At 35.9% G+C, this 15,467-nt stretch carries 16 protein-coding genes; all 16 read right to left on the reverse strand.

The window, feature by feature from the left end:
* Window positions 1–2: 2 nt before the first annotated feature.
* Window positions 3–815 (reverse strand): hypothetical protein, encoded by an 813-nt coding sequence (locus A2W93_10715; protein ID OFY52985.1) that lies wholly within the window; start codon window positions 813–815, stop codon window positions 3–5.
* The gene (locus A2W93_10720) at window positions 812–1,600 is read right to left on the reverse strand and encodes a hypothetical protein (GenBank protein OFY52986.1); all 789 of its coding nucleotides are present in this window, start codon (window positions 1,598–1,600) and stop codon (window positions 812–814) included. Before A2W93_10720 ends, A2W93_10715 begins: the two co-directional genes overlap by 4 nt.
* Before the next feature lie 174 nt (window positions 1,601–1,774).
* A complete protein-coding gene (locus tag A2W93_10725; protein OFY52987.1) occupies window positions 1,775–2,554 on the reverse strand; it encodes a hypothetical protein in 780 nt (259 codons plus the stop codon).
* Window positions 2,555–2,676: 122 nt separating this feature from the next.
* Entirely contained in the window at window positions 2,677–4,026 is a 1,350-nt protein-coding gene (locus A2W93_10730; protein ID OFY52988.1) for a hypothetical protein, read from the reverse strand.
* A 1-nt stretch (window position 4,027) separates the two neighbouring features.
* Window positions 4,028–4,981 carry a hypothetical protein gene (locus A2W93_10735; GenBank protein OFY52989.1) on the reverse strand — a complete coding sequence of 318 codons (954 nt, stop codon included), beginning with the start codon at window positions 4,979–4,981 and terminating at the stop codon, window positions 4,028–4,030.
* 17 nt (window positions 4,982–4,998) lie between these two features.
* Window positions 4,999–5,898: a hypothetical protein gene (locus tag A2W93_10740; GenBank protein ID OFY52990.1), complete on the reverse strand. Its 900-nt coding sequence runs from the start codon at window positions 5,896–5,898 to the stop codon at window positions 4,999–5,001.
* An 8-nt stretch (window positions 5,899–5,906) separates the two neighbouring features.
* Window positions 5,907–6,854 carry a hypothetical protein gene (locus tag A2W93_10745; protein OFY52991.1) on the reverse strand — a complete coding sequence of 316 codons (948 nt, stop codon included), beginning with the start codon at window positions 6,852–6,854 and terminating at the stop codon, window positions 5,907–5,909.
* Between the two features lie 9 nt (window positions 6,855–6,863).
* Window positions 6,864–7,649, reverse strand: a complete 786-nt coding sequence (locus tag A2W93_10750) for a hypothetical protein (protein ID OFY52992.1) — start codon at window positions 7,647–7,649, stop codon at window positions 6,864–6,866.
* A 33-nt stretch (window positions 7,650–7,682) separates the two neighbouring features.
* Entirely contained in the window at window positions 7,683–8,621 is a 939-nt protein-coding gene (locus A2W93_10755) for a hypothetical protein (protein ID OFY52993.1), read from the reverse strand.
* Entirely contained in the window at window positions 8,621–9,454 is an 834-nt protein-coding gene (locus tag A2W93_10760) for a hypothetical protein (protein ID OFY52994.1), read from the reverse strand. Before A2W93_10760 ends, A2W93_10755 begins: the two co-directional genes overlap by 1 nt.
* Before the next feature lie 19 nt (window positions 9,455–9,473).
* Window positions 9,474–9,944, reverse strand: a complete 471-nt coding sequence (locus A2W93_10765) for a hypothetical protein (protein OFY52995.1) — start codon at window positions 9,942–9,944, stop codon at window positions 9,474–9,476.
* Between the two features lie 3 nt (window positions 9,945–9,947).
* A complete protein-coding gene (locus A2W93_10770; protein OFY52996.1) occupies window positions 9,948–10,955 on the reverse strand; it encodes a hypothetical protein in 1,008 nt (335 codons plus the stop codon).
* Window positions 10,952–11,512, reverse strand: a complete 561-nt coding sequence (locus A2W93_10775; protein OFY52997.1) for a galactoside O-acetyltransferase — start codon at window positions 11,510–11,512, stop codon at window positions 10,952–10,954. Before A2W93_10775 ends, A2W93_10770 begins: the two co-directional genes overlap by 4 nt.
* 2 nt (window positions 11,513–11,514) lie before the next feature.
* Window positions 11,515–12,627, reverse strand: coding sequence for an aminotransferase (locus tag A2W93_10780; GenBank protein ID OFY52998.1), 1,113 nt, complete (start codon window positions 12,625–12,627; stop codon window positions 11,515–11,517).
* The gene (locus A2W93_10785; protein OFY53012.1) at window positions 12,624–13,358 is read right to left on the reverse strand and encodes a hypothetical protein; all 735 of its coding nucleotides are present in this window, start codon (window positions 13,356–13,358) and stop codon (window positions 12,624–12,626) included. The genes A2W93_10780 and A2W93_10785 overlap by 4 nt, the downstream gene beginning before the upstream one ends.
* 73 nt (window positions 13,359–13,431) lie before the next feature.
* The gene (locus tag A2W93_10790) at window positions 13,432–14,679 is read right to left on the reverse strand and encodes a hypothetical protein (protein ID OFY52999.1); all 1,248 of its coding nucleotides are present in this window, start codon (window positions 14,677–14,679) and stop codon (window positions 13,432–13,434) included.
* Window positions 14,680–15,467 lie beyond the last annotated feature (788 nt).

A 15,467-nucleotide genomic window follows, 5' to 3' on the forward strand; every position in this document is an offset into this window, starting at 1 on the left:
TTTTATTTATTTGGATTTATGGTTACTATTTCCAAACCTGAGTTGGTAAAGTTATTCGGATTATTCTTTTCCAGGATCCTTTTTGTATTTTTTACCAAAGAGATTTTTTGCCTGAGACCCCATTCTTTCGTGTAGTATGTCTTTCCTTTGGCTATCGAGTTCTGATCAACCCCCTCTTTGTTTTGACGAGCATTGATTGCTTTTATGGCATTTATACACAAGGCGTGAGCGTGATCCATCACCCGGATATGAATATCCATCAAGTCTTCAGCACCACTTATGTCAACAGTGTCCGATGCTATGATTTTTCCGGAATCTATCCCTTGGTCAATCCACATAATGGTATTGCCAATATATTCTGGTTGATTTGTTGCAAGACACCAATTCGTACAATTTGGGCCACCCTTGATATATGGCGATAAACCGGTATGAATATTCATAATACCATTTCCAGCAGGTAGCTGCAACATCGGATTCTTTACCAACCGGGTTCCAGATACGATTATCAGGTCAGGATGTATCTTTTTTGCGAACTGATAAGCTGGGTCTTTATTAATGTTTTCTACGTCAATGTTTGGCACATCAGGAAAATCCGGATATTTGCTTTTGTAATATGTATGCAGGCCAAACCAGGCTTTATCGATAGAGGAGAGAAACAAGCGCTCGATTATTTTTTCGAATACTTTACGCAAAGTAATTTTTCGTTTTGATTTTCTGCTTTCAGTAATTATTGCCGACAGTGGAAATTCAGCGTGAATTTTATTTGCAAGTGCCCGTTGATTGGGCTCATTTCCAATAATCATCAGAATTTTCATCGGTAGTGAATTAGGCTTTTAATGGTTTCCAGCTTATTCGAAATTCGTAGTTTTGTTTTAAACCATGATTCATTGTAAAGCTCGATCCTTGGAATTTCAAAAAAATTGTCAGTTTCAGAATTAAAAACTGTTTGTTTTACAGCAAGTCCGTATTTGTATCCGGCCTTTTTACTCAAGCGGATAACCTGTTCATTATAACTGCCGACTGGATAAGAAATTGTAGCCGGGAAATGACCAAGATTCTTTTCAATTGCTTCTGCCGAATTTTTCAAATCATTAAAAACAATCGTTTCATCATCAATTGTTCCCAGCATGTCATGTGTCTGTGAATGCGAGCCAATGAAATGTCCCTGCTCTTTGAGCAGACGAAGGTCCGACCAGTCCATCATCAGTGTTGGAAGTTTTATATCATCGAAATAATAATTAACAGCATCCAATACCTGTTTCCGGTTTTGGCTCGAAATCTTTTTTAAAAAGGGTTTGAGTTTTGAAACGTACATCAACTTTTCTGAATTTGAATTCAATGTATTTACTTGCAATTCTTCCGGAAGAAAATCAAAACGTAAGTCAATGGCTTTTTTCTGTGTGTTTTGAAATCGATATTCAAGAACATGAGTCCAGGTGGGGCTGTTGTTTGAAATGCAATCAGTGACCACATAGAACGATGCCTTTACATTGTATTTTTGAAGTATGGGTAGTGCAAAATCAATATTGTCTTTGTATCCATCATCAAACATTATTGTTGCAGCCTTTTTATTTGAGTGCAAAGAAATGCTTCCCATCATTTCCTCAAATTGTACAACAGAGTATTTGGTAGTGATGTGCCGAATCACTTTTTCAAATAATTCAGGTCGCATGGGATCCCATAATAAGTCTTTTTGGGGAGTAACTCTATGAAACAGAAAATTTCTTATCATGTTTTATTCTTTTTGATTCGCCCTCATGAAATGACCAGAGTTTTATTGTTTGTTTTGAGTGGGTTTTATAAAGTACCCTTTGAGAGTAACACCGAGGCCTGTGATAGTGAGGATTGTGTTCGCAATTTTTTTTAAAAGGCGCAAAACAACGTTTCCATTAATTTTTTCTCTTATTTGCTCATCAGTATTTGTAATGACAGTCGTTCCGTCATCAAGAGTCTTTTTCGTCTTTTTTAAAGAGAAACTCAATCCTGTTGTTAAGACTTTCTTCTTTGTGAAACAGTGCTTTTTAGCAATCCTGCAAAGTGTTTTACGAGTGAAATAATTCAGGTGCTCAGGCCATGTAATTATTCTGAAATTTTCAAGTCCCGAGTAGTACCTTTCGATAGAGTTGAAATTAGGTGTCGTGCAATAGAAAAGGCCACCAGGTCTTAACCATGTATTAGCTTTGGTCATTGGTTCATGAATGTCAGTAACGTGTTCAAGAACCTCTATCATAACAATGATGTCGAAAAAACCCTGCTCAAAATTATTGGCTTCTTCCAATGTCAAAATTTTTATATTTTTTTCTTTTCCAAGCCGGATGGCTGCATCTGAATACTCAACACCCCATACTTCCCATCCTCTTTTTTTTGCTTCTTCCAAAAACCATCCTTGCCCGCAGCCATAATCAAGAATGCGGTTTGTTTTGCGATAGGGCTCGAATTCCTGAAGTAATTTCTGATAACTGGCTTTTGTGGCATCCGGCGCATTAATGGCTTTTCCGTAGCTGTATGTGCCATAACACGTATCAAGGTCTTGTTGTGATGGGAAAGCACTCATGTATACCAAACCGCACGCTAAACATTTTAAACCCAAATGATTATTATGTATAAATAATCTGGTTGAATGTTCCAATCCGCATAATGGACATGAAGCTTGTGTTATTTCATTCATACTGCGAGTTATCTTCTGAGATTATTATTATTTTCAAGTAGCTTGTGAATCAAATCAGCAAGCTTCTCTGTCTGTGCCTTCCTCGAATACTCACTGATGTCTTTTGAATGACACTCAATCTGACCGGTTTCAAAAAACTCTTTGTATAATTCATTCAACACTTCGAGCAGATGTTCTTTGTTTTTCACGATGATTCCGGAATCTTTTTCACGAATCAGTTTTTCCTGTGCATTTTGGTCTGAATAACTTTCTGTCTCTGAAGAAAAATAATTTTCTCTTAATTTATTGGCTTCCGGTTCATCAGAAAAACACAGAAGAATTTTTCGTTTGATGGCTATATAGTCATAGATTTTGGTGCCTATGATTGAATACATGTTAAACAATAATAAAGCATGGCTTTTTGCAAGCTCTTCCATTACACCTGCACTAGGTAGAGCGGGCATTGAAATTGTCTTTTTAAATACTGCCGGATACTTTTTCAACAAAGTGTCGGAAATGTTTTCCCCGGATAAACCAATCAATTTGAATCTGAAATCAGGGTGCTTCTGAATAAATGAATCAAATGCTGAAAACACTAATTCGACAGGGTAGTATTTGTAAATCCGGCCAATCAGACAAATAGTTAAAAAATCTGCATCCTGCTGTACTTTTAAAGCGGATTGCATTTGTTCGGAATCAAATCCATTGGGAATGATCACGAAGTTTTTATCAGGCAGATTTGTTTTGATTAAGTCCCGAAAATATTCTGAAACGGTAGTAATGCATGTGGCATTTTTTAGAAATCGTCTTTCATTATGATAATCAACCTGCTTTTTCAGGTATAAAGCCAGCGAATGCCCCGATGATTTTGTAATCCAGGGATCTCTGTAGTCCGCAATCCATGGAATTTTGAATTTAGATGACAGTTTAGATGCATACTTGAATAAAATATATGGATCTCCTGAGGCAACAATAATATCTACTTTATTTGTTGAAAGGTATTCCCTAGCTGTTTTATAGACGCCCATTTTAGGTCCTATAGGGTAATGCCACTGCATTATTTCATAATAGCCTGAAATTATTTTTCGTAAAAACCTAAAATTTTTATCGCCATATTTCAAATAAAGTCTATTGGCAATATTTGGCTTATACGGTGCTTTTATCAGTTGTCCAAAGTTCGTTTTTTTTACCACATCTTCATCGGAATAACCCTCTGCTACATATTGATCTGCTCCCGAATAATTGTTGTTCCATTGACGGCTGACAACAACCGGATCAATTCCAAATTCTTTGAAATACCGATACCAATAGTATGGACGCTGTGCACCAACACTAATGTAGGGAGGGAAATCATAGGCCAATATAAGTACCTTTATCATACTACTGTTTCTTTTTGATAAATGTACTTTTTATTTTTATCAAAACTGCTTTTAACAATAGTTTTGTCTGTTGCAAGGATGGAATTACAAACCAATACCACCACAACAAGGGGTAAAACGAAAGCGCAAAGCTCCTGCTTTTGGCAATACACATCATTTTTATGGAGAAATGAATCAGATTGAGACGACGGATATAAAATGCAAAAGATTCCAGGATGCCGTTTGATTGATAAGTTGTTTGATGATGCGTATTTGCCGGTGATTTAACTCGTTTTAAAAATAATGGTTCATCATAAACGTGTGAATAATCGCCTTTGGAAAGATAGTACAATAAGCTGGGATAAATATTGTTGTAGGCACATTTACTATTTGGCCAATGCCAGACAGGAAATCGGACATCACGGATTTTTTCAGTTCTGAAAACAGCATACCCAAATTCGTCGTGAGCGTTCTTTATAAAATTGCGTACTCTTTTACGCGTATTGTTATCGGAATAATCATAATTTAGCTTGTCTGAAATGCAATTTCCATCATCATCAATGTGTGCAAATGTTGAAAAAGCCACAATAGCATTTGGATTCTTTTCCAAAGCTGCAATCATTTTTTCAACATAGGAATCAGCGATCAAATCATCATCGCCGGCCCACATGAAATATTCTGTGTCGGCTTTCGACAGGAGAAATTCCATGTTGCGCGATATACCGATATTTATTTTATGCCTGAAATATGTCACTCTACCGTCAGTCGCAATGACCCTTTCACAGATTTCATTGCTCCCATCAGTTGAATGATCGTCTCCAATTATCAGCTTAAAATCTTTATGTGTCTGATGTAATATGCTATTAATGGATTCTTCAAGAAACAATCTGTCATTATAAACCGGTAGACCAATGGTGATGGTTTTTTTGGTTTCATTTTCAGGGATTATATTATAGTTTGAATCAACGGAGTGCATGCTTTTTTTTGTGTTATTTACCCCCTTGTTTTTCTGAAAAACTCTATTGTGCCGTACTTTATATCGCCAAGATTTTTGGGGAAATATGAAAATGAATACAGCAAGAATAGAACGTAGTGTTTACAAAGTTGTTTAATTGGGACAAACCTTGGATAGCTGAAAATGCATAAATGAAGAAATGATCGGAATTTGTTTTTCGGGAATTGTGAGCTTAAACTTTTTAACCAGGGTAACATGCGAAGATCTGTTTCAAGTTCCTTCGAAGTAATTCTTGAATTCAGTCCTGTTGGTGCTAACCGGTAAACACACATGTCTTTTCCGAAATATTTGATGGGTCCGTAAATCGCAAGCATGGGGTAAATAGCGCGCTCATTAGATGAGATGACTGATGGAATACCACCAGATTTTACCCAGAACTCTCTTCGGTAAACAAGTGATGATGTGTGAAATTTTCGGTGTGTTATAGTGTCATTTATGCCATAGTCAGTATCAGATTCAGCGCCAAACTTCCTGACAGGATTATCTAAAGTGCCTTTGATAATTGTGCTTTGATGAGCTGCTGCAGAATACTCCGGATGGCTTTCAAGAAAAGCAACAAGAATCTGAAGTTTATTGGAATCAGTCCAGAAGTCATCTCCATCCAGCAGCGCTATATATTTTCCCCGGCAGTTATTTTGTGTGTCAATGCTGTTTGGCGTAAGACCCAGATTTTTTTCTCTTTCAAGAATTCTGATTTTATCGGGATGTTTTTGTCGATACTGTTTTATTATACGAAGCGTATTATCAGTACTACAATCTTCCCCGATGACAAGTTCCCAGGAAAAAGTCGTTTGTTGAGAAAAGACACTGTCAATAGCTTCGCCAATGTAGGGTTCTACATTATATGCTATCATGGCTATGCTCACTAATGGTGTCATTTTTTTCTTTATGATTTTACCCTGAGAAGTTTTTGTCCGCTGCCTCTTTTTCGTCTGAATTTAAACGGAAGCACCAAATACTGCCCAATATTACAAATATAATACGATTGTTCTTTGAAATAACTATTTCTGTAATTTTCCCCTGCTAATCCCTTGAAAAACCACATAGATAGAAAGTTTGTAATTGAGTTGAACGTAAATAAAAAATGGTACAGGATATAGTTTATAAGTCCCTTTCGTTTGTATACTAATAATGAATGTGACAACATTCTTTGCTTGTAACTCCACTTTTTATCAGAAGAACTGGCACCATGTTTATGCCATGCATATACCGAATCAAAGTAGTCCAAGATATACCCCCTTTGTTTTATTCGTATACATAAGTCAATTTCCTCACTGTACATAAAGAAATCCGGATCAAAGCCTTCTGTTGAATCATAAACAGATCGAGGAATTAGTAAGAATGATCCCATCAATGCGTCAGGTTGCCTTGTGCTATATTTTATTAAATGACTTATTATTGTATTCTGTGCAAGTAACCACTTGCAGGATAATACATTATGATAGACTGATTTTTGTTCAGTCCCGTCATCATTCAACAATTTACAACCTAAAGCTCCAATGGCTTTGTTATTCTGTATTCTGTTTAATGATAATGCTATAGTGTGCTTTTCAACAACAATATCCGAATTTATTAAAAGAATATATTTTCCCGTTGATTTTGCAAATCCAATATTATTTGCTCTGCCAAATCCATCGTTTATCTCTTTTTGAATCCATATCACAAATGGAAACATGTTGTTAATTATTTCACTTGAGATGGATTCGGAGTTGTTGTCTACAACAATAATCTCAGATGTAGTTAAGTCAAATTCACTCTCAAGGATACTATTGATACACCTGGTTAATAAATCAGGTGTATTGTAATGCACTATGATAACAGAGAGTTCTTTCAAGTTAATTTATTATTTTTTAATTCCAAATATTACATGATCTTCGCCTGAGTAAGTGAAAATTATTTCCGTATTAAACTCAGCAAGCATGTTCATCAATAACTGAGTGTCAAATACATGATGATGGAGAGCCCGTATTGTGGCATTTGACAGAGAGCGCTGTTTGAATTGTTCATAATCACCAGCTTTTGGATCCATTTTCAAATCATGAAGGCTAAGTATCTCTTCTAAGTGTGTCATATCATTTTCTGATGTATTATTTTTGTAATCAGCCATAATATGTCTAAATTCCGTAATAGATCTGTTATGGTCAAATGTTTTTTCCTTATTTGGTACAGCTATCAAAAAATGTCCGTCGTGTTTAATTACTCTGAGCCATTCTTCAAGGGCTTTCATCGGATTAGCTATGTGCTCTAGGCAGTGCGAGGAAATGACAAAATCATATGTGCAATCTGAAATTCCGGACAAGTCTGTTGCTTCCTGAATGATATTTTTTCCCGTTTTGTTTTTGCAAAAATGGAATGGCTTATCAGAATCATTCTCGTCAGACCATATTGTTGAAGATGAAAACACACAATTGTCTAAAGAACTGATTATTCCATACAGCGGAATATATCCGTTATCCATGAAAATCCAGCTGGGACCGCCTATTTCTAAACCTCCTTTGTTCTGCAAACTGCGTTTAATTATAGAGTAGTCATTAATCTTTACAGGAAAAACCTTTCTGAAAAGGAGTCTGAAAATTTCTCGTGGTCCTTTGGAAAACAGAACGTTTATCAATGTTTTGAACTTGTTCATTTTTTTGTCTGTTGCTCTCGCTTTTTAATGTGCTCAGTAAATTATTTTTCCGGCAATTATCCTGGCGCTGCATTTCAATGTGTTTTTTAGCCCTAAAACTGATCTGATTGAAATGAAACATTTTGCTATAAGACAAAAATATGAAATTAATTTTTTGTGTTTAAATAAATCCTCAGCGGCAAGTAAATACCATCGTATTACTTGTTCACTTAAAATTATTTTATTTTCAGGAAATAGAATCATCATTTTTCTAAAAGCTATGGCCCCGTTCGAATACATCTTAGCCAGATTCCCGATTTTTGACATATTGGTGTTATGGCGTCTGAAGCACGACATAGGTTCATTCAGATACAGGAAATTGCTCTTCTTTGCCAAAAAAGCTTCCAATGGACGATCAGAATAATAATATTCAGATTTGAATATCGGATGCTCTGGTTTTTCAATAAAGATATTTACGAACAAAAGGCTTGTAGTATGTGAAATCCATCTGCTGACGATTTCGTCAAAAGTGTATTCCTTTTTATTCAGGTCAGGAGCAAAAAGAGATTTTTTTATACAGCCATCCTGATCATTATATTCAACAACGGTCTGATGAAAACAGGTTCCGTATTCAGGATTCGACTCCAATAAATCAACTTGTTTTTGTAATTTGTTTTCATCTGTCCAGTAATCATCTCCTTCGCACATGGCTACATACTTGCCCCTGCAGGCTTTCCATGTTATTATATTGTTTTTACGAAGACCGACGTTTGTTGGTTGAAGTATATGACGTATTTTATCCGGGTACTTTCTGGCGTATTCCTGACAGATTTCTGTTGTCTTATCTTTACTGCAGTCATCACCGATTATTATTTCAAATTTAAAATTTGTTTGCTGAATCAAAATGCTTTCAAGTGCTTGCGCAATATACTTCTCGTGATTGTAGGTGACTACCGCTACGGATACAATTATATTGTTTTGTAGAGTACTCATTATTTTTTATTTTTTCGGCTCTTGGCAAAAAGTTGCTTGATTACTGAAAAGGGCTTAATTAAAATGCGACCTATTTTGTATGAATATGAATTTTTGAACCCATCAATTGTATCGGACATAATACTTTCATAAACCGAGTCACCATTAAAACTGCTCGCAAAAAGACCTGAGATATTTTTCATTGAAGCAATAGCAATATTGTAATATGGTATCACTAATTCCTTTTGCTTGTTGATCTCATTAAAATCTCCTGAAAATTCGTAAAATTCCATTTTGCTATCAGACACTATCAGAGAGCTGTAACAAATTTTTTGACTAAAAAACACATGGCAACTAAAATAGCTGCTTAATAAATTTTTAAATTCCTCTAAATACAACTCTTTAATATGAAAATCATTGTGAAAATTTGGGATCTTTGAAAATGAATTTTTGTCTGGTGATGAAATAATTAACATGCCATCTGGCTTTAGCACTCGCTTTATTTCAATCATCATTTCATCGTGCTTATCGTGATGTTCAATGGTTTCAAAACTGACAACAACATCAACGGATTGGGAATCTAATGGAATTTCACTGGTGGAGCCTTCTAAAAACGAAAGATTCTTTTTTTTGTACTTGTTTTTGGAATGTTCAACCGCTTCTCGTGATATATCAATCCCTGTTACATAATTGGCCTTAGTTGCTAGCAAATTTGAACCGTATCCTTCACCTGATGCAATATCTATGACTATTTTGTTTTGGACAAACTCTAAAGCAAATGCATAACGATGAATATGCTCCAATGCGCAGCGGTTAAAATCATCTGCCAACAGCCTTTCTCCAGTGTTTTTCATTTCTAATATTTTTTGACGGTTATGTTATCCTGTAATTCATTTTTTTATCAGGAGCAAAAAGATATTTTTTTATACTGCCATCCTGATCAACATATTCAACAACGGTCTGATGAAAACAGATTCCGTATTCAGGATTCGACTCCAATAAATCAACTTGTTTTTGTAATTTGTTTTCATCTGTCCAGTAATCATCTCCTTCGCACATGGCTACATACTTGCCCCTGCAGGCTTTCCATGTTATTATATTGTTTTTACGAAGACCGACGTTTGTTGGTTGAAGTATATGACGGATTTTATCCGGGTTCTTTTTGGCGTATTTCTGGCAGATTTCTGTTGTCTTATCTTTGCTGCAATTATCTCTGATAATTATTTCAAATTTGAAGTTTGTTTGCTGCTTCAATATACTGTCTAATGCCGGTGCAATATACTTTTCATGATTGTAGGTGACAACCGCAACGGATACTGTAATTAGCGAATGCACTTTATTCATGTATTATTTTTGTTGGTTTTGAGAGTTTCTTTTAATGCCAAATCTATCAAGAATTTCCATAAGCAACATCCAAGAAAGTTTTTTTATCGAGTGATGAGATTCTAAAGTTTTTTTGAGAGTAAAGTTTGACTTGATTTCTAGTTCAAAACAATCAGGGAATAAATCCAGAGCTTTTTTTTCAAGAGCTCTTTTATCCTCTGCAGACAAACTAGTATTATCAAGAATAATTAATTGACGTATTGCTGTAATTATTTGTTTGTTTAATAATATTTGCACATCTTGAGTAAAGTCATCTCTCATTAATTCAATTACCCGAATCCATTTTGTATAATTTTCAACACTAGTCTTTGAACTCCATATTCCTCCGTCATGAATGCGATAAACAGCCATTGTTTGATTAAGATACATAATTTTGCCGAACTTTGCACAGTTCATAAAAAGTACATAATCTCCAACAGGGGAAGATTCGTCTATTCGAAAAATATCATTTTGCCTTAGATTTCTAAAAACACAAGATGCACTGAAGATAAAATTTCCTTTTGCCAAATCCTCAATTGACATAGTCATATCTGAAATAAAACTATTTGTATAGCATTTATTACTTTCATTTGTTTTTCCAATAATTTTCATTTTGTGAAAGCAAATTGAATAATCTGTGTTTTTTTCAAGAAAATCAATTTGTTTTTGTAATTTTAATGGATCAGACCAATAATCATCTCCTTCGCATAATGCTATATATTTGCCATTGCAAGCCTTTAGAGTAGCAAGAAAATTTGGCATCATTCCTAAATTGTTCTCAGGTAACAATAATTTAATGATGTCTGGGTATTTTTCCTGATACCATTTGCAAATTTTGCGGGTTTGGTCAGTTGAGCAATCTTCGCCAATTACTAATTCAATTGGAAATGAAGTGTGCTGCATTAATATACCTTCGATTGCTTGTGAAATGTATTTTTCATGATTGTATGTAATCATACACACACTTACCATATCATAAGAAGTTTCGATCATTTACTCTCTGAATATTTACCAGCTAATTCAACAATTTTTCCAGACCTTTTTTTTATAATCCGAGCTGGGATCCCAGCATATATGGTCCATGGTTCAAGCGACTTATTTATTAATGATAGTGCTCCCACCGTTACTCCGTCGTTAATTTTCAAATCGGGGAAAACAACACAACCGGCACCTATTTGTACATATTTCCCAATGATAACTTGACCCCCGTTAACATTTCTGTATTCATCCGGAATCATGGGACCAACCATAAACTCGCCTGAAAAATCATCCGATGTGCTGAAAATAGTTGTTCTAGGAGATAATCCGGAATAATCATTCATTATTATTTCGTTAGATCCGTAAAGTGCGCAAAATGCGGATATGTGAATATTGTTGCCAAGTGAAATGTTACCCGATAAAATACAGAAATCATCAATTCTTACGTTGTTTCCGATAGAAATAGCAGAAATGTTGTAAAATCTTGCAAATCTGCTGATGAGAACATGATCACCGATTTTCGAAAATCCTAAGTTTTGAAGTTCTTCGCGGCTATAAAATGATGTTTCCATAATCAGATTTCTTTTATGCAATTTGCAATTGAATGTACTGTATCAATATCTAGATCAGATAATAAAGGAAGGCATAAAACCTGCCGACTGACTATTTCAGAAACTGGCAAGTTGTCAGGCATCGCCGAGGGTAAATCCTTGTATGGATAAAAATGACTGATTAAAGGATAGAAATATCGCCTTCCGTAAAATCCGGATGCTTTCATTTTTTCATACACGACATCACGACTCACCGGAAATATTTTCTCATCTATAAAAATTGGGAAATATGAGTAATTATTGATGGTTGTTGAATTCTGATCAAGTATTTTGATGCCATCTATGTTTCTTAGTAAATTGGAATACTCTGTAAAAATCAATTTCCTTTTTTCAATAAAATCATCAATGTACTTCAATTGCAGCAAACCCATAGCAGCCTGCACCTCATTCATCTTTGCATTTATTCCCGGAGCAACAACAGTGACTTCGTCTCTAAAGCCAAAGTTTTTTAAATCATCAATTTGTTGCTTCATTTCAGCTGAGTGAGAGATAATAGCCCCTCCTTCAAATGTGTTAAACACCTTGGTGGCATGGAAACTTAAAACAGACAAATCACCAAAATTTAGTATGCTTTTTCCATCTAATTTTACTCCAAATGCGTGAGCTGCATCGTAAATCAATTTTATTTTATGCCGGTTAGCAATTTTTTGAATTTTTTCAACATCGCATGGATTTCCGTAAACATGAACCGGAAGAATGGCAGTTGTTTGAGCTGTAATGGCTGCTTCAATTTTATCCGGATCGAGATTGCATGTTTCAGGATCGATATCAACAAAAACGGGCTTAATGTTATTCCACCAAAGCGAATGAGTGGTTGCAACAAAACTATAAGGAGTTGTTATAACTTCTCCTGAAATGTTCAATGCTTGTAATGCAGTTACGAGAGCTAATGTTCCGTTAGAAAAAAGCGAAATGAATTTTACCCCAAGAAATTCACACAACTCTTTTTCTAATTGCTGATGAAAAGGTCCATTATTAGTGAGAATCTTGCTCTCCCATATTTTCTCAAGCATTGGAATGAACTCTTCCAATGGAGGTAAAGATGGTTGTGTTACATATATTGGTTTTTCTTTCATTTTCGAGCAATATATAAAACTGATCGTAAACTAATTCCGTTTTGCAAAAAAATACTTTCACCAAAAAAACCAGAACCCAATTCTCTTACATTAAAACCGGCATATTGAAGCTTGTTGAGGAATCCATGTTTTGAATAAATCCTCAAGTGATCCTCTTGCCCAAAAAATTTAACTCGTTCAATTGCAGTTTTGAAACTAGGGTTTTCGAAATCATGATCGAGAGTGAGTAAAACAGGAGCCATAATAATAGCAAATCCTTTATCTGATAAAACCCGGTGAATTTCGCAAAGTGCTTTTTTATCGTCTTCAACATGTTCAAGAACATGTGAGCAAATAATTATGTCATAGGATTTGTCATTATATATATTCATGTTGGTAATGTCGCAATTATCATCAACATCTTTTCTAAACAAATCAAGTGATCTATACGAAATTTGAGGTTTATTCTTTAACCACTTTCGCAGGTTGTCATCTGGGGCAATATCGAGTACTTTAATTTGGTCTGACTTAAAATCTTTTATGAATGAACTTAAAAACAATGCATAGAGTCTGTTTCTGTCTGAAGCTCCACATTTTGGACATGAGTATTCAAGCAGATTTAAAGTCTCAAATTGAAAAGGTGAGTGTATAAAACCACCCTTATCAAGGGTTTTAAAATACTCAGCACTAATTGGATTGAATGCCCTGATTTTGTTATTGCATACAGGGCAAAAGTACTTTTTCCTTTTCAAAATTGACAGCTTTAATTGTTTTTTAATGCTATCTTTTAACTTGACAGGTATTATTTTTTTGAAATACATAAGGTCAGCTTATTGCCCAGTTTAGCTTAGGCCTGATTAATCCGATAACATCTCCAAACCATGCTACATCCCGGCTTTCAGTTTCGTGTGTTTCAAAATGTAAAACATCATGGATATCCAGTAATGCTCTGGAATTGTTTACTAATAAGATTCTGATTCGATAAATATTTTTATTCAGTAAGTTGGCCGGAATAAACATCTTTGCAGAATGATTACCTTTTTCGATTGAAAAAACATTTGACCAACTATTAAATATTGGTTCATTTTCAACAGAACATAAAACTAGACTTGTGTTGAAATTTTGAAAATCAGTTAATGCTTCAAATTTAAACTCAATCAATATCTCGTCAGAAATTGAAAGATTATTCTCAGATGTAATACTAGCTTCGTGTAATACTATATTGTCCCCTGATGGTTTATTGTTTGTCCAGGTTCTTTTTAATTCACAGTTTGAGGTAATTTCATTGATATATCTGCTAATAACTTGATCTGTTGATCCAGCAAAATCAACACATCCTTTATCAAGTAGAACACTTTTATTACATAAACTTTTTATTGCCCCCATATTATGACTAACAAACAACACCGTTCTCCCTTCGCCCTTGCTCACATCCTGCATTTTGCCGATGGCTTTTTTCTGGAATTCGGCATCGCCTACGGCGAGTACTTCATCAACAACCAGAATTTCGGGTTCCAGATGGGCGGCAATGGCAAAGCCAAGGCGCACGGTCATGCCGCTGGAGTAGCGTTTCACCGGGGTGTCGATGAAGCGCTCCACGCCTGCAAAGTCAATGATCTCGTCTAACTTGCGGGTAATCTCGTTGCGCGTCATGCCCATGATGGCGCCGTTCATATAGATGTTTTCGCGGCCGGTCATTTCCATGTGAAAGCCGGTGCCCACTTCGAGCAGCGAAGCAATGCGTCCTTTGTACTGTATGGTGCCGGTGGTGGGTTTGGTCACTTTCGATAAAATCTTGAGGAGGGTGGATTTGCCCGCACCGTTTTTACCGATGATACCGACCACATCGCCTTTTTTTATTTCGAGGTTGATGTTCTTCAGTGCCCAGACATATTCGGAATTGGCTTTGGTGCTGCGGTCGTTGGTTTCACCAATTTTCAGATAGGGGTCTTCCTTACCGCGCATGTTCACGGTCCACCAACGTTTCAGGTCATGCGAGAGCGTGCCGGTGCCCACAACACCAAGGCGGTATTGTTTGCTGAGATTTTCAATTTTAATGGCAACGTCGCTCACGGATTCTGAATAAGCATGCAAAGGTATAAAAGATATACGGATTTCGCAATATAATATCAATTCCATTGAGTCCCTGGATTTGATTCGGGGTCTACATCAAAAAAAACATGGTCCACGGATTACACAGATTGCACGGAAATATTTTTGCATCAGCGGCCCCATCGCGATTATTCGCCCATTATATTATTTTCAGCGGTGCTCATGAGCTCGCTGCTAGCGCATCTCGGTTACACTGTCGTCAACAATTATTACTGCGTAATAATCATTGCCTGCGTAATTGAGTGAGTCAATCCGTGGAAATGGCTTCAGTCGCAGACTGAGGGGTATTTCATCCGCTTAAATCGAAAGATCTGCTGAGGTATTATAATCCGTGTAATCCGTGCAATCTGTGGACAAAAGAGTGGAGAATCGGCGAAGGTTTTTTAGGAGATCCCATGCCGTGCAATTCAGCGTCCACGGATTACACAGATTGCACGGAAATATTTTTGCATCAGCGGCCCCATCGCGATTACACTGTCGTCAACAATTATTACTGCGTAATAATCATTGACTGAAAATAATTGTGAGCATATCCGTGGAAATGGCTTCAGTCGCAGACTGTAAGGCATTTCATCCGTTCAAATCCAAAGGCCTGCAGAGGTTTTTTAATCTGTGCAATCTGAGTAATCCGTGGACAAAAGAGTGAAGAGGTAGCGTAGGCTTTCGAAGAGTATCCATGTAATAAAAAAGGTCTTTGAGGAAGTTGCAACAAGTAGTCAAATTATATTTGCTACAAATTTTTAAATGTT

This window comes from Bacteroidetes bacterium GWF2_43_63, from assembly GCA_001769275.1.
Lineage (GTDB): Bacteria > Bacteroidota > Bacteroidia > Bacteroidales > DTU049 > GWF2-43-63.